18 protein-coding genes, 1 tRNA gene and 2 pseudogenes are annotated in these 18,392 nt (G+C 71.8%); 9 read left to right on the top strand and 12 right to left on the bottom strand.

Translation table 11 applies throughout. The features are described 5' to 3' along the window. Positions 1 to 27: 27 nt before the first annotated feature. Complete coding sequence (locus V5O40_RS15410) at positions 28 to 1,431, top strand: chitinase (RefSeq protein WP_332906068.1); 1,404 nt, start codon at positions 28 to 30, stop codon at positions 1,429 to 1,431. Between the two features lie 157 nt (positions 1,432 to 1,588). Here V5O40_RS15410 and V5O40_RS15405 read toward each other — a convergent pair whose 3' ends face one another. Together V5O40_RS15405 and V5O40_RS15400 are read right to left on the bottom strand one after the other, a co-directional pair. Then, positions 1,589 to 2,242 carry a DedA family protein gene (locus tag V5O40_RS15405; protein ID WP_332906067.1) on the bottom strand — a complete coding sequence of 218 codons (654 nt, stop codon included), beginning with the start codon at positions 2,240 to 2,242 and terminating at the stop codon, positions 1,589 to 1,591. Between the two features lie 76 nt (positions 2,243 to 2,318). Next, on the bottom strand, positions 2,319 to 2,909 hold the full coding sequence (locus V5O40_RS15400) for a DUF1349 domain-containing protein (RefSeq protein WP_332906066.1): 591 nt from the start codon (positions 2,907 to 2,909) through the stop codon (positions 2,319 to 2,321). A gap of 58 nt (positions 2,910 to 2,967) precedes the next feature. On the opposite strand from V5O40_RS15400, the gene V5O40_RS15395 reads away from it, so the two are divergent. Beyond that, the gene (locus V5O40_RS15395; RefSeq protein WP_332906065.1) at positions 2,968 to 4,620 is read left to right on the top strand and encodes an alpha-amylase family protein; all 1,653 of its coding nucleotides are present in this window, start codon (positions 2,968 to 2,970) and stop codon (positions 4,618 to 4,620) included. Between the two features lie 140 nt (positions 4,621 to 4,760). Then, positions 4,761 to 5,519 carry a 3-oxoacyl-ACP reductase FabG gene (gene fabG, locus V5O40_RS15390; protein ID WP_332906064.1) on the top strand — a complete coding sequence of 253 codons (759 nt, stop codon included), beginning with the start codon at positions 4,761 to 4,763 and terminating at the stop codon, positions 5,517 to 5,519. Positions 5,520 to 5,548: 29 nt separating this feature from the next. Here the strand turns inward: fabG and V5O40_RS15385 are convergent, their stop codons facing one another. Beyond that, positions 5,549 to 5,977: a hypothetical protein gene (locus V5O40_RS15385; RefSeq protein ID WP_332906063.1), complete on the bottom strand. Its 429-nt coding sequence runs from the start codon at positions 5,975 to 5,977 to the stop codon at positions 5,549 to 5,551. After that, positions 5,970 to 6,368 (bottom strand): hypothetical protein, encoded by a 399-nt coding sequence (locus V5O40_RS15380; protein WP_332906062.1) that lies wholly within the window; start codon positions 6,366 to 6,368, stop codon positions 5,970 to 5,972. Before V5O40_RS15380 ends, V5O40_RS15385 begins: the two co-directional genes overlap by 8 nt. 192 nt (positions 6,369 to 6,560) lie before the next feature. Here V5O40_RS15380 and V5O40_RS15375 point away from each other — a divergent pair, with 192 nt between their 5' ends. Both V5O40_RS15375 and erm read left to right on the top strand, forming a co-directional pair. Further along, complete coding sequence (locus V5O40_RS15375; protein ID WP_332906061.1) at positions 6,561 to 7,463, top strand: Gfo/Idh/MocA family protein; 903 nt, start codon at positions 6,561 to 6,563, stop codon at positions 7,461 to 7,463. A 329-nt stretch (positions 7,464 to 7,792) separates the two neighbouring features. Further along, positions 7,793 to 8,590, top strand: a complete 798-nt coding sequence (erm, locus tag V5O40_RS15370; protein WP_332906060.1) for an ErmE/ErmH/ErmO/ErmR family 23S rRNA (adenine(2058)-N(6))-methyltransferase — start codon at positions 7,793 to 7,795, stop codon at positions 8,588 to 8,590. Positions 8,591 to 8,595: 5 nt separating this feature from the next. On the opposite strand, the gene V5O40_RS15365 is transcribed toward erm, so the two are convergent. After that, positions 8,596 to 8,787 (bottom strand): DUF2795 domain-containing protein, encoded by a 192-nt coding sequence (locus tag V5O40_RS15365; protein WP_164447670.1) that lies wholly within the window; start codon positions 8,785 to 8,787, stop codon positions 8,596 to 8,598. Between the two features lie 85 nt (positions 8,788 to 8,872). Here V5O40_RS15365 and V5O40_RS15360 point away from each other — a divergent pair, with 85 nt between their 5' ends. Continuing rightward, positions 8,873 to 10,129: an erythromycin esterase family protein gene (locus V5O40_RS15360; protein ID WP_332906059.1), complete on the top strand. Its 1,257-nt coding sequence runs from the start codon at positions 8,873 to 8,875 to the stop codon at positions 10,127 to 10,129. A 59-nt stretch (positions 10,130 to 10,188) separates the two neighbouring features. On the opposite strand, the pseudogene V5O40_RS27960 reads toward V5O40_RS15360, so the two are convergent. The 3 genes and pseudogenes from V5O40_RS27960 to V5O40_RS15350 all read right to left on the bottom strand — a co-directional run. Then, a pseudogene (locus V5O40_RS27960) lies at positions 10,189 to 11,322 on the bottom strand (MMPL family transporter); the annotation flags it as partial. A 113-nt stretch (positions 11,323 to 11,435) separates the two neighbouring features. Then, a pseudogene (locus V5O40_RS27955) lies at positions 11,436 to 12,441 on the bottom strand (MMPL family transporter); the annotation flags it as partial. A 36-nt stretch (positions 12,442 to 12,477) separates the two neighbouring features. Further along, positions 12,478 to 13,029 carry a TetR/AcrR family transcriptional regulator gene (locus V5O40_RS15350; RefSeq protein ID WP_332906057.1) on the bottom strand — a complete coding sequence of 184 codons (552 nt, stop codon included), beginning with the start codon at positions 13,027 to 13,029 and terminating at the stop codon, positions 12,478 to 12,480. A 126-nt stretch (positions 13,030 to 13,155) separates the two neighbouring features. On the opposite strand from V5O40_RS15350, the gene V5O40_RS15345 reads away from it, so the two are divergent. Together V5O40_RS15345 and V5O40_RS15340 are read left to right on the top strand one after the other, a co-directional pair. Then, positions 13,156 to 13,926 carry an isocitrate lyase/PEP mutase family protein gene (locus V5O40_RS15345; RefSeq protein WP_332906056.1) on the top strand — a complete coding sequence of 257 codons (771 nt, stop codon included), beginning with the start codon at positions 13,156 to 13,158 and terminating at the stop codon, positions 13,924 to 13,926. 331 nt (positions 13,927 to 14,257) lie between these two features. Beyond that, entirely contained in the window at positions 14,258 to 15,217 is a 960-nt protein-coding gene (locus tag V5O40_RS15340) for a DNA polymerase domain-containing protein (RefSeq protein ID WP_332906055.1), read from the top strand. Between the two features lie 91 nt (positions 15,218 to 15,308). On the opposite strand, the gene V5O40_RS15335 is transcribed toward V5O40_RS15340, so the two are convergent. Continuing rightward, complete coding sequence (locus V5O40_RS15335) at positions 15,309 to 15,902, bottom strand: hypothetical protein (RefSeq protein WP_332906054.1); 594 nt, start codon at positions 15,900 to 15,902, stop codon at positions 15,309 to 15,311. Between the two features lie 259 nt (positions 15,903 to 16,161). Between V5O40_RS15335 and V5O40_RS15330 the strand changes: the two genes are divergently transcribed. Beyond that, entirely contained in the window at positions 16,162 to 16,482 is a 321-nt protein-coding gene (locus V5O40_RS15330) for a PIN domain-containing protein (protein WP_332906053.1), read from the top strand. Between the two features lie 259 nt (positions 16,483 to 16,741). On the opposite strand, the gene V5O40_RS15325 is transcribed toward V5O40_RS15330, so the two are convergent. From V5O40_RS15325 to V5O40_RS15315, 3 genes are all read right to left on the bottom strand, one after another. Then, positions 16,742 to 16,813, bottom strand: a tRNA-Arg gene (locus V5O40_RS15325). A gap of 59 nt (positions 16,814 to 16,872) precedes the next feature. Then, positions 16,873 to 17,565 carry a winged helix-turn-helix domain-containing protein gene (locus tag V5O40_RS15320; protein WP_332906052.1) on the bottom strand — a complete coding sequence of 231 codons (693 nt, stop codon included), beginning with the start codon at positions 17,563 to 17,565 and terminating at the stop codon, positions 16,873 to 16,875. A gap of 172 nt (positions 17,566 to 17,737) precedes the next feature. Beyond that, a complete protein-coding gene (locus V5O40_RS15315; protein ID WP_332906051.1) occupies positions 17,738 to 18,391 on the bottom strand; it encodes a DUF305 domain-containing protein in 654 nt (217 codons plus the stop codon). Between the last annotated feature and the right edge of the window lies 1 nt (position 18,392).

Here is an 18,392-nt window from a genome sequence, read left to right as displayed (position 1 = left end):
GGATTTTCGTCCGGGCTGGAGGGGCAGATGAAACGGTCCAGAACCCTGGTGCTGTCGGTGGTCGGCGCACTGGCCGCCGCGCTCGGCGCGGTGTCGCTGACGCCGGCCGCGTACGCCGCCGGAGTCAGCGCGAGCTTCGTCAAGACGTCCGACTGGGGCTCGGGCTGGGAGGGCAAGTACACGATCACCAACGGCGGCGGCGCCACGGTCAACGGCTGGAGTCTCTCCTTCGACCTGCCCGCCGGCACCACGGTCGGCACCTACTGGGACGCGCTGCTGACCTCCAGCGGCCAGCGGTACACCTTCACCAACCGCTCCTGGAACGGCACCATCGCACCCGGCGCCTCGGTCTCCTTCGGCTTCCTCGGCAGCGGCTCCGGCGTACCGGCGAACTGCCGGCTCAACGGCGCGGCCTGCACGGGCGGCACGACGCCGACCACGCCGCCACCCACCACGCCGCCCCCCACGACCCCGCCGCCGACCACGCCTCCTCCGACGACCCCGCCGCCGACCAGTCCACCGCCGGTCACCGGGCTGCCGAAGCACATCCTGACCGGCTACTGGCACAACTTCGTCAACCCGGCGGACGAGCTGCGGCTGCGGGACGTGCCCACCGAGTACGACCTGGTGGCGGTCGCCTTCGCCGACGCGACCGGCACGCCCGGCGCGGTCGGCTTCGCCATCGACCCCGGCCTGTCCGCCGCGCTGGGCGATTACACCGACGCCGAGTTCTCGGCCGACGTGCGGACCCTCCAGAGCCGGGGCAAGAAGGTGATCATCTCGGTGGGTGGCGAGACCGGCCGGGTCGTGGTGAACAGTTCGGCCTCCGCGGTGGCCTTCGCCGACAGTGTCCACGCCCTGATCCAGCGCTACGGCTTCGACGGCGTCGACATCGACCTGGAGAACGGGTTGAACCCGACGTACATGGCGCAGGCCCTGCGGTCACTGCGGGCGAAGGTGGGCAGCGGGCTGATCATCGCGATGGCGCCGCAGACGATCGACATGCAGAACCCGGCGGGCAGCTACTTCAAGCTGGCGTTGGACATCAAGGACATCCTGACCGTGGTGAACACCCAGTTCTACAACTCCGGGGCGATGCTCGGCTGCGACAACAACGCCGCGTACGCCCAGGGGACGGTCAACTTCATCGTCGCGCTGGCCTGCATCCAGTTGGAGGCGGGGCTGCGGCCCGACCAGGTCGGGCTCGGCCTGCCGGCCGGTCCCGGCGCGGCCGGCGGCGGCATCGTCGCGCCCAGCGTGGTCAACGCCGCACTGGACTGCCTCACCCGGGGCACCAACTGTGGCAGCTTCCGCCCCCCACGCACCTACCCCGCCCTGCGCGGCGCGATGACCTGGTCCATCAACTGGGACATCACCAACAACAACACCTTCGCCCGCACCGTCTCCCCCCACCTCCGCACCCTCCCCTGACCCCACCCTCCACCCCACCCCCGCCCCGCCCCGCACCCCCGGCCCTCCGCGATCTTGCACTTTCGGTCGCCGTTATGGACCTTTAGAGGCGATTTGCCCCGACAGAAAGTGCAAGATCGCGGGGGTGGGGGCGGGGGTGGGGTGGGGGTGGGGGTGGTCAGGGGGTGGGGGAGGGATGGTGGCGGCGGCGGAGTTTCTTGATCACCCAGGTGGCGAGCATGAGGGTGAACAGGGCGAGGATGCCGTAGTCGAACCAGGAGCTGTAGCGGTCGATCTGCTGCCAGCGGGAGCCGAGGGCGTAGCCGAGCCCGATGAAGATCCCGTTCCAGATGCCGCTGCCCAGCGTGGTCAGCGTGACGAACTCGACGAGCGGCATCCGGTTCGCCCCGGCCGGCACCGACACCAGGCTGCGGACCACCGGCGCCATCCGGCCGAAGAACACCGCCCACCGGCCGTACCGCTCGAACCACCGGTCGGCCTTCTCCAGGTCGTCCAGATCGACGAGGGGTAACCGGTCGAGCCACCGTTTGAGGCGGTCCTCGCCGACGACCGCGCCGACCCAGTAGAGGAACAACGCGCCGAGCACCGAGCCGACGGTCGCCGCCACGGTCACCACGAGCGCGTTGAACTCGCCCTCGCCGGCCAGGTATCCGGCCATCGCCAGGACGATCTCGCTCGGGATGGGCGGGACGATGCTCTCCAGGGCGACCAGCAGGGCCACCCCCACCGCGCCGCTCGCCTCGATCACCCCGGCGATCCAGCCGGTCAGCCCGCCGACCTGGGTGGGGTCGACGTCCTGGGCGAGCGCCATGATGATGCCTTTCGCGGGTTCGGCGTGAACGGAACTCTTACCCCGCCGCAACCGCGAGACACACCGGTCGAACAAATCACTCCTGCGGATGCAGCGCCTCGTCGGCCGGGCCGAGGCGCCATCCGGTGAACCGCACCACGAGCCCGCCCCGGCTGGGCGAGCAGCAGTACGGGCCAGCCGCCGCCACCGCGTCGGGAGCCAGCGGGGCGAGCCGGACCAGTCGCCACGACCCACCGGCGACCCGGGCCCGTACGGTGAGCGCGTCGCCCGCGCGGCTGACCCGTACGCTCACCTCCCGGCCCGCCCAGTCCGGCACCGGTGCCACCGACCAGTCGGAGACGTCCCGGGTCACCACCGCGCCCACCTGGGGCTGGCCGTCGCTGACCTCCACGCCCGCCTTCACCCAGTTCCGGTCGTCCACCCGGACCAGCACGCCGGCCTGGTCGAACTGCCCGGTCCAGGCCAGCCGGAAGTCGACCTCCACGGCCGTACCGACGGGAAACGGCGCGAGCAGTGCGGGGGCGTCGTCGTGCACGAAGCCGTAGCTGGTGTGCCGCCACAGGTCACTGCCGTGACCCGGCTCGACGGCCAGCGTGCCGTCCGGTTCCTCGGCCACCCGGACCGGCCGGCCGTGCCAGTCGCCACCGGACCAATCGATGCTGCGCATGCCGGCACCGTACCGAGTCGGGTTTGCCGACGTCCCGACCGGGAGAAGGTACGGGGGCATGTCTGACAGGTGGTACTCGGAGGCGGTCGTGTACTGCCTCGACATCGACACGTACGCGGACTCCGACGGTGACGGGGTCGGTGACATCCGGGGTCTGATCGGCCGGCTGGACTACCTCGCCCGGCTCGGGGTGACCTGCCTCTGGCTGCACCCCATCCATCCGTCGCCCAACGACGACGACGGCTACGACGTGACCGACTTCTACAACGTCGACCCACGGTTCGGCACGCTCGGCGACTTCGCCGAGTTGCTGCACCAGGCCAACAACCGGGGCATCCGGGTGATCATCGACCTGGTGGTGAACCACACCTCCGACCAGCACCCGTGGTTCGTCTCCGCGCGCTCCTCGCCGGACTCGCCGTACCGCGACTGGTACGTCTGGTCCGAGCAGGAGCCGGCCGACCGGCACCAGGGCATGGTCTTCCCCGGCGAGCAGCATGAGACCTGGACCTACGACCGGACCGCGAAGGCCTGGTACTACCACCGCTTCTACAAGTTCCAGCCGGACCTGAACACCATGAATCCGGCGGTACGCGCCGAGATCAAGAAGATCATGTCGTTCTGGATCCAGCTCGGCGTCGCCGGCTTCCGGATGGACGCGGTGCCGTTCATCATCGAGCGCACCGAGCCCGGCGACCCGAGCCCGGAACTGGACTTCGAGTTCCTCACCGAGCTGCGCCAGCACGTGCAGTGGCGGCGCGGGGACGCGGTCCTGCTGGCCGAGGCGAACGTCGAGCCGGACAACCTGCCCGCCTTCTTCGGCGACCGTGGCGGCTCGGCGAACCGGGTGCACATGTTGTTCGACTTCATGCTGAACGGGCGGCTGATGCTGGCCCTGGCCCGGCAGGACCCGGAGCCGGTGATCGAGGCGTTGCGGGACACCCCGGCACTGCCGCAGGGCGGGCAGTGGGCGACGTTCCTGCGCAACCACGACGAGATCGACCTGTCCCGGCTCACCGCCGAACAGCGCAACGAGGTGTACGAGCAGTTCGGTCCCGAGGAGCACATGCGCATCTACGACCGGGGCATCCGCCGCCGGTTGGCACCGATGCTGGGCAACGACCGGCGGCGCGTCGAGTTGGCGTACTCCCTGCAGTTCTCGCTGCGCGGCACGCCGGTGCTGCGCTACGGCGAGGAGATCGGCATGGGGGAGGACCTGTCGCTGGACGGCCGGGAGGCCATCCGTACCCCGATGCAGTGGTCGAACCAGCCCAACGCCGGTTTCTCCACGGCGGAGCCGGAGAAGCTCGTCCGCCCGGTCATCGACAAGGGCGAGTTCGGGTACGAGAAGGTGAACGTCACCCTCCAGCGCCGGGACCGGACCTCGCTGCTGGCCTGGTTCGAGCGGATGATCCGTACGCTGCGGGAAGCCCCGGAGATCGGCTGCGGCTCGACCACCCACATCGACGTGCCGATGCCCCCGGGAGTGCTGGCGCACCGCGCCGACGGGCCGACGGGGACGATGGTCTTCCTGCACAACCTCGGCACCACCGACGCCGAGGTGGACCTCAGCCAGCTTCAGCCCGAGGCGGACCTGCCCATCGACGTGCTCGCCGACCGCAACTACGACGACGTCGGCAAGCTGGACAAGCTGCAACTGTCCGGGCACGGCTACCGCTGGATCCGGCTCTGTCGATCCTGGTCGCACTGAGCCGAAGACCGGCCGACCCGGCGTGGATCGGTGACCTCCGGGCCGGCGCGGCCCGGTCCGGAGGTCGGGATCGACGGGGGTCAGGCGGCCCCGGCGTGGGTTAGGCTCCTGCCGTCGAGCCAAGTTACCGGGAGGTAGGCATGTCGGAAGGGCAGCGGGTCGCCATCGTGACCGGAGCGGCACGGGGAATCGGCGCGGCCACCGCCAGGCGGTTGGCCGCCGACGGGCTGGCCGTCGCGGTGGTCGACATCGAGGAGTCGGCGACGAAGGAGACCGTGGACGCGATCGCGGCGGCCGGCGGCCGGGCGCTCGGCGTCGGTGCGGACGTGGCGGACCGGGCCCAGGTGGAGGCCGCCGTGCAACGGGTGGCCGCCGAGCTGGGCGCGCCGACCGTGCTCGTCAACAACGCCGGCGTACTCCGGGACAACCTGCTGTTCAAGATGACCGACGCCGACTGGGACACCGTCCTGGGGGTACACCTGCGGGGGGCGTTCCTGTTCAGTCAGGCCGCGCAGAAGCACATGGTCGAGGCCCGTTGGGGCCGCATCGTCAACCTGTCCAGCACCTCCGCGCTGGGCAACCGGGGCCAGGCCAACTACTCGGCGGCCAAGGCCGGGATGCAGGGCTTCACCAAGACCCTCGCCATCGAGCTGGGCCCGTTCGGGGTGACCGCCAACGCGGTCGCGCCCGGCTTCATCGTCACCGACATGACCGCGGCCACCGCCGCCCGGATGAAGGTGGACTTCGAGGCGATGCAGAAGCACGCCGAGTCGGAGATCCCGGTCCGCCGGGTGGGCCGGCCCGACGACGTGGCGCACACCATCTCGTTCCTGGCCAGCGAGGGGGCGTCGTTCGTGTCCGGACAGGTCATCTACGTCGCCGGCGGTCCCCGGGACTGACCGGCCTCGAACAGCGGCCCCTTCTGGTCTCAGGAAGGGGCCGCTGCCGCCCTTCGGCGGGTGTGCCGGAGCCAGGCCAGGCCGAGGACCGGCAGCACCAGCGGGATGTAGCCGTAACCGCTGCCGAAGCCGGACCAGACCGTCTCGTCGGGGAAGAGGTCCGGTCGGGCCAGACTGACGGCACCGACACCGACGACGCCGACCAGTTCCAGCGCGCAGCAGGCCAGGGCGATCCGGCGGCCCGCGTGACCGGCCCGCGCCAGCCCGACCGCCGCAACGACGTAGACCATCGCGGCGAGCGCGGAGAGCAGGTACGCCAACGGCGCCTCGTCGAACCTGGTGGTGATCTGGAGAGCGGCGCGGCTGCTGGCGGCGATGGCGAAGAGCAGGTAGACGGCGATCAGCAACCGTCCCGGACCGGCGTTGGTGCGGGGCCGGGCGGTGCTCAGCTCAGCCACCGAGCACCTGCCAGGTCTGCTGGAGCCGCACCACGACCACCGGCGTCACCAGACACACCGCGCACACGATCGCCGAGCCCCACCGGGTCGGTTCCATCCGAGCCAGCACCGCCGCGAGCGGCGGCAGGCAGACCAGCGTGACCAGGTAGCCGAAGAACGATCCCGGTTCGCCCGGACGCTCACCGCCGGCCAGCGCCACGGCGGTCACCAGCACCAGGCCGAGCAGCAGCAGCTCCAGTACGGCCAGCCCGATCAACTGCGTCCGGTCCGGCGGCCGGTGGCGCAGCGCCGCCACCAGCGCCCAGGCCGCCACCAGCAGCGACAGCACGATGGCGGCGACCGCCAGCGCCCCGTCGGCCGGCGATCCGGTGGCGGTCGCGGCGGTGGTCACCCGGTCCGTCCGGTGCTCGTTCCGATCACCGCACCACTCTACTAACCCCCGTAGTAAGAGCGTCCGCCGCCAGGGCGGCCGGTTACCGTGCGCGCGGTCCCGGCCCCGGCCGGCGGGACGCCGGGTACGCACGGCCGCGGGGGACTAGCGTGATCACTGTCGCGGATCAGGCGAGGACGGCGGAGGTACGGGATGCGGTTCGGGTTGTTCGGCACCGGCCACTGGGCGGCGGAGACGCACGCGGCGGCGCTCGAGGCGCACCCGCGAGCGGATCTGGTCGGCGTGTGGGGGCGCAACCCCGACAAGGCCGCCGCGCTGGCCACCCGGTACGGGGTACCAGCCTTCGACGACGTCGACTCGCTGATCGAGGCGTGCGAGGCGGTGGCCGTCGCACTGCCGCCGGACGTCCAGGCGGACATCGCCGTCCGGGCCGCCACCGCCGGTCGGCACCTGCTGCTGGACAAGCCGCTCGCGCTGACCGTGGCCGACGCCGACCGCGTGGTCGAGGCGGCCACCGACTCGGGTGTCGCGTCGGTGGTCTTCTTCACCGGCCGGTACCAGCCGGACGTCGCCGGCTTCATCGCCGCGACCGCCGCGGCCGGCGGCTGGCACACCGCCAGCGTGATCCGGTTCGCCTCGATCTTCCAGCCCGGCAGCCCGTACGGGCAGTCGCCGTGGCGGCGGGAGCACGGCGCGTTGTGGGACATCGGTCCGCACGCGCTGGCCGTGTTGCTTCCGGTGCTCGGCCGGGTGGCCCGGGTGGCCGCCACCGACGGCCCCGGTGGCCTGGTGCACCTGCTGCTCAGCCATGCCGACGGTGCCACCAGCACGGTGTCGCTGACGCTTGACGCACCACCCCGTTCGGTCGCCGCGGAGTTCGTCTTCTACGGCGAGAGCGGCATCGAGCGACTGCCGAACGGTGGTGCCAGCCCGGCGACGGCGTTCGGGGTGGCGATCGACCAGTTGCTGGCCGAGGTCGACGCCGGTACCCGGGACCACCGCTGCGACGTGCGCTTCGGTCGCGAGGTGGTGGCGGTCCTCGCCGCCGCCGAGGCCGCCCGCGCCCAGGGCACCGTGGTCGACGTGCCGGCCTGAGCGCGGGCGGTAAACCGGTCGCCACCGGCCGGAGGAGTCGGTAGGGTCGCCGGCATGTGCGTGCACGCCCTGATCAACGCGGTCGCCTCGCCGGCCGCCTTCGGGCCGCTGCTGGTGGCCCGTCCGCGCGTCCGGCGTCCGGCCCTGGCCGGCGCGACCCGCGACTGACGCCTTCCGCGCATCCGCCCGCGTCACCCGCACCGCACCGCGCGGTGCCGCTTCCGCGCCATCTCACCAGGGCCGTCCGAGTCCCGATCGCTCGGACAGGCCCCGTCGACGGTCGCCTGTCCGCTCTCGTCGCCCACCCGGCGACAGACAAGGACGACGCCATGGCGCCCCGCCGTTTCCGCACGACCGAACGCGACCGGTCCCGTCGCGTGCTCTCGCAGAACTTCCTCGCCGACCCGGCCGCCGTCGCGCGATTCGTCGACGCCGCCCGCCCCGATCCGCACGGACTGGTGCTGGAGGTCGGCGCCGGCCGGGGGCAACTGACCCGCCCGCTGGCCACGCGCTGCGGCCGGCTGACGGCGTACGAGGTGGATCCCGCCGCCGCGGCGGAACTGGCCCGGATCTGCGCGACCCTGCCGAACGTGACACACCGCCAGGCCGACTTCCTCGCCACCGTGGCACCGGGGGAGGAGTTCTGCGTGGTCGGCAACATCCCGTGGTCGCTGACCGCGGCGGTGGTGCGCTGGTGCCTGGCCGCGCCGCGACTGCGCGCCGCCACCCTGCTCACCCAGCTGGAGTACGCCCGGCGGCGCACCGGCGCGTACGGCCGGTGGACCCGACTGACGGTGCTCAGCTGGCCGGAGTTCGACTGGCGGCTCGCCGGGCGGGTGTCGCGTACCGCGTTCCGTCCGGTGCCCCGGGTCGACGCGGGCATCCTGCGCATCGAGCGGCGGGCAACGCCGCTGCTGCCACCCCGGGCCCTACCGGCGTACCGACGGATGGTCGAGCTGGGGTTCGGCGGGGTCGGCGGCTCCCTCGCGGCGTCGCTGGCCCGCGAGCATCCGAAGGGTCGCTTGGCGGCGGCGTTGCGCGCCAGCCGGCTCGACCCGGACCTCCCGGTGGGGCATGTCTGGCCGGAGCAGTGGCTGGTGCTGTACCGCCTGCTGCACGCCCGCTAGCCGGCTCAGGGGAGGGTGCCCAGCGCCTCGGTCAACTCGGTGGGCGAGCTGAACTGGTCCACCGGCAGCGCGCGTACGGCCTGCAACTGCTCGGTGCTCGCGCCGTTCTCCTGGCACCAGCGGATCAGGTCCTCACGGGAGACGGGATACTCCAGCCCGGCGAGGTACTCGTGCAGGGCCGCACCGCTGTCGGTCATGCTGTGCGAACTACCCGCGTAGCTGCCCCGGCACACCCCGGCGGGCCGCCGCGTTTGCCCGTCGGGGTGCCGGGTAGCCGCAGGCATGCTGGTACAGCGGCTCGGCGCGCCGAGCGACCTCGATCCGTTGCTGGAGCGTGTCCGGGACGCGCGGGTGGTGATGATCGGGGAGGCGACGCACGGCAGCTACGACTACTACCGCATCCGGGAGCAGTTGACCCGCCGTCTGGTCGCCGAGTGCGGTTTCTCCTTCGTGGCGGTGGAGGGCGACTGGCCGGACTGCGACCGGGTGCACCGTTCGGTGACCGGTGCCCCGGGAGCGGCGGCCGAGCCGCAGACCGCCCTGGAGGGGTTCGAACGGTGGCCGACGTGGATGTGGGCCAACGCCGAGGTCGCCCGCTTCTGCCGTTGGCTGCGGGCCTGGAACATGGACCGGGCCGAGACCGCCCGGGTCGGCTTCCACGGGCTCGACGTCTACAGCCTCTGGGAGTCGATGCAGGCGATCTTCGACTACCTCGGTGAGGAGGAGCCGGCGTCGCTGGAGATCGCCCAGGACGCCTACCGGTGCTTCGAGCCGTACGGCAAGCGGGTCGAGGAGTACGGCGCGGCGAGCCGGTTCGTCTCCGCCCGGTGCGAGCAGGAGGTGATCCGGCTGCTGGCGCGTACCCGGCAACACGCCGCCGCCGACGGGGCGGACGCCTTCTCGGCCTGGCAGAACGCGGAGGTGGTGGCCGGCGCGGAGCGCTACTACCGGGAGATGGTCGCCGGTGGGCCCGGCTCGTGGAACGTCCGGGACATCCACATGACCGACACCCTGGATCGCCTGCTCGACCGCTACGGGCCGGGCGCCCGGGGGGTGGTGTGGGCGCACAACACCCACGTCGGTGACGCCCGGGCGACCGACATGGCCGCCGACGGGATGGTGAACATCGGCCAGTTGGCCCGGGAACGCCACGGCACGGACCAGGTGGCGTTGATCGGCTTCGGCAGTTGGCGGGGCACGGTGATCGCCGCGCCGCGCTGGGGTTCGCCGGCGGAGGCGATGGTGGTTCCACCGGCCCGGCCCGGTTCGCTCGAACATCGGCTGCACGAGTTGATGCCGGAGCGGGCGGTGCTCGTCTTCGGCGGGCCGGACCAGCCGGGTTGGGTCACCGACACGCTCGACCACCGGGCGATCGGGGTGGTGTACGACCCGTCGTTCGAGTCGTGGGGCAACTACGTGCCGACCCGGCTGGGGGAGCGCTACGACGCCTTCATCTGGTGCGACGAGACCACCGCCCTGCACCCGTTGCCCGCCCTGGCCGCCCCGGGCGAGATGGAGACCTACCCGGCCGGCGTCTGAGCCGGCGTCGACCCGGCCCTGCACCCCGCGTCGGGTGGAGGGCCGGGTCGCCGTGCGGGTCAGGCGCCGGCACCGACCTTGTCGTCGAGCCGGGCGCGCAGCTTCTCGCCCTCGATGTCGACGTTCGGCAGCGCCCGGTCCAACCAGCGGGGCAGCCACCAGGCCACCTTGCCGAGCAGCGACATCACCGCCGGGACGATGGTCATCCGGACCACGAAGGCGTCGATGGCCACGCCGATGGCGAGCGCGAAGCCCATCGACTTGATCACCGGGTCGTCGAGGAAGATGAAGCCGCCGAAGACCGAGGTCATGATCAGGGCGGCGGCGGTGACCACACGTGCGCCGTGCCCCATCCCGTTGATGGTGGCCTGTTGGGCGGTGTCGCCGTGGACGAAGTCCTCCCGCATCCGGGAGACCAGGAACACCTCGTAGTCCATGGCCAGGCCGAACAGGATGCCGATCAGCAGGATCGGCAGGAAGCTGATCAGGGGACCGGGAGTGTCCAGGCCGACCAGGTCGGCGAGGTGCCCCTGCTGGAAGACCGCGACCGTGATGCCGAAGGTGGCGGCGACGGTGAGCAGGAAGCCCAGCGCCGCCTTGACCGGCACCAGCACCGAGCGGAACACCAGCATCAGCAGCAGGATCGACAGGCCGACCACCAGCGCCAGGTAGATCGGCAGCGCGTCGGAGAGCTTCTCGGAGATGTCGATGCCGATCGCGGTGACCCCGGTGAGCAGCACGTCGGCGCCCTGGATGTCACCGACGGCGGTGCGGATGTCGTGCACCATCGTCTCGGTGGCCGGGTCGGTCGGGCCGGTCTGCGGGATCACCCCGAGCAGTGCGGTCCGGCCGTCCGGGCTGAGCTGCGGCGGGGCCACGGCGAGCACGTTGTCGGTGCGCTGGACCAGGGCGGTGACCTGTGGAATGGCGGCGGCGGTGGCACCGGCGTCGTCGCCGGCGACAACCACCGCGAGCCGGCCGGTGAAGCCCGGTCCGAAGCCCTCCGTGATCAGGTCGTTGGAGACCCGCGCTGCCGAGCCGACCGGCGCGGTACCGGCGTCGGGCAGCGCCAGACGCATGTCCGGTGCCGGCAACGCGAGCAGTCCCAGGCCGAGCAGACCGACCAGGATCACCGGAATCCGGAACCGGGTGATCAGCCGGACCCAACGGAAGCCGAACGCCGAGGTGTCCTCGCTGCCGTTGGTGGCGGTCTCCGGTGCCGCGCGGTGGGTGGTCACGTCGCTGCGACGGGCGGCGTCGTCCGGCAGGTCATCGGCGGTCAGCGCCACCGGCACCGACGAGCGCAACCGGCGGGGCAGCACCCGGCGGCCGGCGAAGCCGAGCAGCGCCGGTTGCAGGGTGATCGCCACCAGCACCGCGACGGTGACCGTACCGGCGGCGGCCAAACCCATCACGGTCAGGAACGGGATGTTCACCACCGCGAGACCGGCCAGGGCGATGACCACCGTGGCTCCGGCGAAGGTGACCGCCGAGCCGGCGGTGCCGACCGCCCGGCCGATCGCCTCGTCCGCCGGCATGCCGTCGAGTAGGTTCTGCCGATACCGCGAGGTGATGAAGAGCGAGTAGTCGATGCCGACGGCCAGGCCGAGCATCAACGCGAGGATGGGTGCGGTGCTGGTCAGCTCGATGACGCCGCTCAGCGCGAAGAGGCCGGCCATGCCGACGCCGACGCCGATGAGCGCGTTGAGCATGGTCATGCCCGCGGCCACCAGCGAGCCGAAGGTGACCACCAGGACGACGAGGGCCACCGCGACGCCGATCGCCTCGGTGGAGCCGACCTCGGGCTCGGTGTTGAGCACCTCACCGCCGGGCGCCACCTGCCAACCCTGGGCCTCGGCCTGGGCGCCGAGCTGCTCGTACGCCTCCCGCTGTTCCTCGGTGATCTGGTCGGCACCGTCATTGAACTGCACCTGGATCAGCGCGTACTGGCCGTCGGGTGAGACCGAGCCGACCTGGAACGGGTCGACGGCGGCGAGCACACCGGGGACGGTCGTGGCCTCCTGGACGATCGACTGGATCGCCGCCTGGCCATCGGGCGTGCCGAGCTGCCCCGGAGCGGGTGCCTTGACCGCGATGGTGCCGGTGGCGCCGGCCGCCGCTGGGAACTGCTCGTTCAGCAGGTCGAGCGCACGCTGTGACTCCGTGCCGGGCATGGTGAAGTTGCTGGCCGTCGGTCCGCGCAGGGTCGCTGCTGCCAGGCCGAGCCCGACGAGTACGACGAGCCAGATCGCGGCGACGAGTCGCCGCCGACGCATCGATCCCCGGCCAAGCCGGTAGAGCAGGGTCGCCATGAGGTCCTTTCCCTCGGTCGTGGATGGTGGGACGGGTCAGTGAGCGGGCGGTTCGAGCGCCCGGCGCAGCAGGGCCAGCAGCGCGTCGCCCAGTTCCTGGTCGGGCACGTCGGCGAACTGGCCGCAGGTCTCGGCGATGCCGGCGAGCAGCACCAGCGCGGTGATCCGGGCGGAGGCCCGCTCGGACCGCCCGGCGAGCGCGCTGATCAACCGTTCGGAGATCTGCTGGATGTGGGCGAAGTCCGGCTGTTGCAGCAGCTCCGTGAACTCGCCCCGGAGCAGGGCGATCTCACCGCGGAACCGGACGGCGAGGTCGACGAAGCCCTCGGCCGCGACCCGCTGCGCGGCGGCCGGCCCGGGCTGGTCGCCGATCCGGTCGTCGAGTGACCGCAGCACCTCGATCGCGGGTGCCATCAGCTCGGTGAGGATGGCCTCCTTGTTGGCGAAGTGGTACAGCACCGCCGCCTTGGAACAGCCCACCTCGGTGGCGATGTCCTGCAACGAGGTGCCCCGGTAACCGGTGGCGGCGAAACGTCTCGCCGCCGCCGCGAGGATCTCGCCGTGCGTCTGCGGGGTGGTGCGGGCCATGACTCTCAGCATGCCTGACCGATCGGTCAGAAGCTGACCGATCGGTCAGATCAGTGGCGTTTCCCACAACCAGCGATGCCGAACTGGCACTTTGGCCGGTTATCGGGTCGGGCCGAGAATCGGATCGTGACCGACTCGACGGCGGCCCGGGCGGTCGCGCTTCGTGCCCTGCACCGCCCCGGCGACCCGCTGGTGCTGCCCAATGTCTGGGACGCCGGCTCGGCCCGGGCGGTGGTCGACGCCGGTTTTCCGGCGGTGGCGACCGGGAGTGCGGCCGTCGCCGAGTCACTCGGGTACGCCGACGGCGAGCGCACCCCGCCGGGTGAGATGTTCGCCGCCGTGACCCGGATCGCCCGCGCGGTCGCCGTTCCGGTCACCGCCGACCTGGAGCGGGGCTACTCGCTGCGCCCGGACGAACTGGTCGCCCGGTTGCTCGACGCCGGGGCGGTCGGGCTCAACCTGGAGGACTCGGACCCGCGTACCGGCGTCATGGTCGATGCGGACGAACAGGCCGACCTGCTGGCCGGGGTACGGGCTGCGGCGGACGACGCCGGGGTGGCGGTGGTGGTGAACGCCCGGGTGGACGTCTTCCTACGGCCCGGTGCGCAACCGGCCGACCGGCTCGCCGAGGCGGTCCGCCGGGCGCGCCGCTACCTGACGGTCGGGGCAGACTGCGTCTACCCGATCCTGCTGGCCGACCCGACGCAACTGCGGAGCTTCGCGCAGGCCGTGGCGGCACCGGTCAACGTACTGGCTCGACCCGATGGGCCGGGGCGGTCGGAACTGGCCGGCCTGGGCGTGGCCCGGATCAGCTACGGCTCCGGCCTGTACGCGGCGACCCGCACGCACACCGCCCGGCTGCTCGCCGCCGTCGCCGCCGGAGATCCGCTCGCCTGACCGGTGCCCGGTCCACCGTCGCCGCAGGTGTCGCTCACCTGGACCCACCCGCCCCCGCTCGCCCGCTGCCTGCCGCCGCGCCCGCTGCCTGCCGCGCCCGCTGCCTGCCGCCGCGCCCGCTGCCTGCCGCGCCCGCCGCGCCCGCTGCCCGCCCGCCGCGTCCGCTGCCCGCCCGCCGCGTCCGCTGCCTGCCGGCCGCGGGCGATGCCGGTGGTGCCTCGCGGTGGGCGGCCGGCACCCTCCGCCCGTGGAGCCTGTCGAGCTGACGGCGTCAACGGATCACCTGCGGGTTCCGGTTGACCGAAGGGCATCCGGCCGGGATGGTGATCGGATGGGGGCTGACGAGACCCGGGACGGGGTCGCGCTTACCAATCTCGACCAGCCGTTGTTCGACGGCTCGGGCGCGAGCAAGCGCGACCTGGTCGACTACCTCGACGCGGTGACCGACCGGATCGTCCCGCAGTTGCGCGGCCGTCCGCTGTCGGTGGTCCGGGTGCGTCCGGGACAGCCGCAGTTCATGCAGAAGAACCTGCCGCGGTACACCCCCGACTGGGTGCGCCGGGTGTCGATCTGGGCCGAGGCGTCCCGCCGGGAGATCGCGTACGCGCTCTGCGACGACCGCCGTACCCTGCTCTGGTTCGCCAACCAGCGGGCCGTCGAGTACCACCCCACCCTGGCCGTGGTCGACGACCTGAGCCGTCCCACCCACCTGGTGCTGGATCTCGATCCGCCGGAGGGTGATGGGTTCGCTGCCGGGGTGGCGGCCGCGCTGCTGGTCCGGCAGGCTCTCGCCGACGCCGGGCTGGCGGGCGCGGTGAAGACCAGCGGCGCCAAGGGGATGCACGTCTTCGTCCCGGTCGAGCCCGGCCCCGACGCCGAGGAGTTGGCCGCGGCCACCCGGGCCCTCGCGGCTCGGGCGGAGCGCCTGGATCCGGCGCTGGCGACCACCGCTTTCATCCGGGAGGACCGGGGCGGCAAGGTCTTCGTCGACCCCACCCGCACCGGCGGCGCGACGGTCGTGTCGGTGTACAGCCCCCGACTGCGTCCCGGCGTGCCGGTCTCCTTTCCGGTGCCCTGGCCGGACCTGGAGTCCGTGACCCCGGCGGACTTCACCATCCGGACGGTCCCGGCGCTGGTGGCGCAGCGGGATCCGTGGGCCGAGCTGATGCCGCCGCCGCAGCATCTCCCGGCGGACCTGGTCGAGGAAGGGCGGACCATTCCGGTGCCACGGGTGCAGGCCATGCACGAGGGCCGCCGTCGAGCCCGCGCCCGGCGCGCCGCCGCGGACTGAACAGGACGAGCGCCCACACCGGTCTTCCTGCCGCCGGCACGCCGATGGCCGGACCGTGGCGGCGGTCCGGCCCAGCGGCTGGTCGAGCGGATCAGAGCATCCAGCGGTGGCGCTGCACGAAGGGCAGGCGGGCCCAGAGCCGACCCAGACCCCAGGTGTGTCCGGCGTACGCGGCGGCCAGGGCGACCAGGACCACGGCGTAGATCAGGTGGTAGTCGACCACCGGGTTGGTGGAACCGGTCGGGTCGCCACCGGCGTTGAACCGGGCCAGCGGGAACTCGGCCAGCCACATCAAGGCCATCATCAGGGTGCCCGAGGCGGCCGCCACCCGCAGGCCGACGCCGGCGATGAGGGCGAGGCCGATGGCGGCCAGCCCGACCATGAAGAGTGCGTTCGCCCACCAGGTCCCGGCGATCGTGTGGGCCACCGACTGCATCGGTCCGACTTCGACATTGGCGAGGAACCCCTTGGTCGGCGATCCGCCGTTGATCCAGGCTCGCTCGGTCGGGGTGGCGTAGCCGAGGCCGAAGGTCTTGTCGAGGAAGGCCCAGAGGAAGACGAGGCCGGTGGAGATCCGCAGCACGGCGAGGGCCCGGGCGGCGGTCGTGGTCAGCATGGCGCCGGGCAGTTCGGCGTGCTCGAGCGGACGCTCGATCGATCGGTGGGTGCCCTGGTGGACGGTCATCGTTGCCTCCGTGGTCAGCTTCTTACGTGACCACTCTCGCCCGGCGGCGGGCCGGGGCGCGCGGGCCGGAACACCCGAAGCCGCCAGGACCAAGGTCCCGACCTCGGCAGGCCGCTCAGCTGACGGCGACTACGCCTCACCGCTGCCTGGGACGCGGCGATCGGAGCTTGATCTGGCTGTGCTCACGGCGACCTGCGTGATCGTCGGGACGCAGCCGACGAACGTCGACGGCGCGTAGCACATGTGCTACGTCGGGCTTATGCTGGCCATCAGTGTCGCCAGCCTCGCCGAACTCCAGTTCGGTGTCCTGGTCGCGAAAAGCGCCGAGGCGAGGGCGCTGCGGTTGGCGCGGTTGAGTGCCATTCAACGTCGATTTGATCCGCTGCCTATCGACGAAGCGATCGCCGACAGCTACGCGCGGTTGGCCGCACGGGTCGTCGAGACCGGCCGCCAGCCGCGAGCCAGGGTGACGGACCTCCTCATCGCCGCAACGGCCCACGCCCACGACGCCGCCGTGTACACCCGTAACGCCGAGAATCTCACAGGTCTCGAAGACCTCATCACGATCCACCGCATCTGACTTCCGCCGCGCACATTGGCTTGGTCGCAACGGCAGAAGAAGCCGCAGATCTGGTGGTCGAGAGTCCACCGCCCGACCTCGGTGCTTCCTGACTCGACGCACTACCCGGAACGCCGGATGGCTGCTCAGCGGACGGATAGCTCGAAAGTCCCGCCGGTCAAGCGTCAAACCGCAGCCGTCTCATACTGCTCGGCGAGCACTACGTTCTCGGAAGGCTCCCGGGATGCGGCCGGGCCACTACAGATCTTTCAGAAAAAGGTGCCCCCGGCAGGATTCGAACCTGCGCCCCCGCCTCCGGAGGGCGGTGCTCTATCCCCTGAGCTACGGGGGCTCAGCGACTGGAGAAGACTAGCAAACGCCCCTCTCGATCGCCCAATCGGTATCGGCGCGTCAGGCGGCGAGTGCGCGTCCGCAGCTGGGCAGCGGGTGCGGCACGATGCGCCGGGGGAGTCGGCGCGGCCATTCGTTGCGGGCCCAGGAGCCGTCCACGATCAGGTGTACGGTGCGCCGCTCGGCCCCGCTGAGTCGGTGCACGAACTCCCGGGGCAGTGGTGGGTCGACCGACGGGGTGGTGACCATGAACCGGACCCGCCCCCGCGAGGAGACCGCCGAGATGACGTCGGCCGCCGGCATGGTGCCCCGCAGCCGGACCCGGCCGACCCAGTAGACCTCGGCCAGGTGTTCCTGGGCCGCCCGGGTGATTGCCGGGTACTCGCTGCGGACCCAACGTTCGACCGCTCCGACGCAGAGCCCGCAGGCCCGTTCGCGGGGCTCGCGCGGACCCAACCCCCAGGCCCGCAGGTACGCCCCGACGATCCCGACGTCCAGCGTCAGGCCGAACTGCTGCTGGATCAGGGCGTGCAGACTCTGGCGGGTCCACAGCTCCTCGTCCAGACCGAACGCGTCGGGGTGGACGCCCCGAAGGGTGTCGATCAGTTCGAGTTCCTGTTCGCGGCTGAGTGTTCCCGGCTCACCCTGCCGCTGTCCGCGACGGACGGCTGCCACCGCTCCGTCACCGCCGATGGTGTGGCGTCGGCACCAACTGGTGACCGAACGCCGCGCGTCTCTGAGTGCAACCCCCACGTCTCGGACAACGAGTGCACTTCGCTCCAAGTAACCCCTAGAGGGAAAATCGGTCTTATGTTCTCAAGGTGGGGCGGAGAAGGCGAACTCGCTGGCGCCTGGATGCCTACGCGTCGCCGCCCCGCTCGTATGACGAGCGGGGCGGCGAGGGTTGATTCGGCAGGCGAGCGGGTCAGCCGTCGGCAGGGGTCATCCGGCGCAGCTCGTTGATCTCCTTCTGCTGCGCCTGCTTCGACGCCTCGGCCAACCGGACGACCTCGGGCCGGTCCGACACCTTGAGCACACCGTCGGCCATGTGAACGCCGCCAAGATGATGATCGATCATCAGCTTGATGAAGAGCCGGTCGACCTCGACGCCCTGGGCCTCGTGCAGCTGGGTGATCTCCTCGCGGGTCGCCATGCCCGGCATCAGCCCGTCCGGGCCCACCGGCACCGCGTCGGGCATCCACTCCATCGCGGGCCGTGAACCGGTGGGCAGCAACTCCCACTCCTGCAACCAGCGCTGCATGTGACCGATCTGAGCCTGCTGGGTCAGGGCCATGTCGTAACCCATCTGCCGCAGCGCCGGATTCTGCGCCTTCGCGTACGCGATCATCGCCATCTCCACCGCCTGGGCGTGGTGTCGGGACATGTCCCGGGCGAAGCCGGCCTCGGCCGAGTCGTCACCCGGAGCCCGATCCGACACCAGGGTCGCGGCCGTCCACCCGATGCCGAGCAGCAGCACCGCCGCCATGACCAGGGTCAGGTAACGCAGCGTCCGGGACGGCCGGTGGAGTTCGGTGCCGTTGCGCTCCGCCGGGGTCGCCTCCTGGATGGCGCTGGGCATG

Origin of the sequence: Micromonospora palythoicola (genome assembly GCF_036689795.1) — a bacterium.
Classification (GTDB): Bacteria; Actinomycetota; Actinomycetes; order Mycobacteriales; family Micromonosporaceae; genus Micromonospora; species Micromonospora palythoicola.
This window is presented reverse-complemented; position numbering and strand designations above follow the sequence as displayed.

Excerpts from the sequence above, each read along its gene's own strand:
- V5O40_RS15405 (WP_332906067.1), bottom strand. The coding sequence starts at position 2,242 with ATGGCGCTCGCCCAGGACGTCGACCCCACCCAGGTCGGCGGGCTGACC.
- V5O40_RS15315 (WP_332906051.1), bottom strand. The coding sequence starts at position 18,391 with ATGCCCAGCGCCATCCAGGAGGCGACCCCGGCGGAGCGCAACGGCACC.
- fabG (WP_332906064.1), top strand. The coding sequence starts at position 4,761 with ATGTCGGAAGGGCAGCGGGTCGCCATCGTGACCGGAGCGGCACGGGGA.
- V5O40_RS15330 (WP_332906053.1), top strand. The coding sequence starts at position 16,162 with ATGCTGGCCATCAGTGTCGCCAGCCTCGCCGAACTCCAGTTCGGTGTC.
- V5O40_RS15400 (WP_332906066.1), bottom strand. The coding sequence starts at position 2,909 with ATGCGCAGCATCGATTGGTCCGGTGGCGACTGGCACGGCCGGCCGGTC.
- erm (WP_332906060.1), top strand. The coding sequence starts at position 7,793 with ATGGCGCCCCGCCGTTTCCGCACGACCGAACGCGACCGGTCCCGTCGC.
- V5O40_RS15395 (WP_332906065.1), top strand. The coding sequence starts at position 2,968 with ATGTCTGACAGGTGGTACTCGGAGGCGGTCGTGTACTGCCTCGACATC.
- V5O40_RS15410 (WP_332906068.1), top strand. The coding sequence starts at position 28 with ATGAAACGGTCCAGAACCCTGGTGCTGTCGGTGGTCGGCGCACTGGCC.
- V5O40_RS15360 (WP_332906059.1), top strand. The coding sequence starts at position 8,873 with ATGCTGGTACAGCGGCTCGGCGCGCCGAGCGACCTCGATCCGTTGCTG.
- V5O40_RS15375 (WP_332906061.1), top strand. The coding sequence starts at position 6,561 with ATGCGGTTCGGGTTGTTCGGCACCGGCCACTGGGCGGCGGAGACGCAC.
- V5O40_RS15350 (WP_332906057.1), bottom strand. The coding sequence starts at position 13,029 with ATGGCCCGCACCACCCCGCAGACGCACGGCGAGATCCTCGCGGCGGCG.
- V5O40_RS15335 (WP_332906054.1), bottom strand. The coding sequence starts at position 15,902 with ATGACCGTCCACCAGGGCACCCACCGATCGATCGAGCGTCCGCTCGAG.
- V5O40_RS15340 (WP_332906055.1), top strand. The coding sequence starts at position 14,258 with ATGGGGGCTGACGAGACCCGGGACGGGGTCGCGCTTACCAATCTCGAC.
- V5O40_RS15365 (WP_164447670.1), bottom strand. The coding sequence starts at position 8,787 with ATGACCGACAGCGGTGCGGCCCTGCACGAGTACCTCGCCGGGCTGGAG.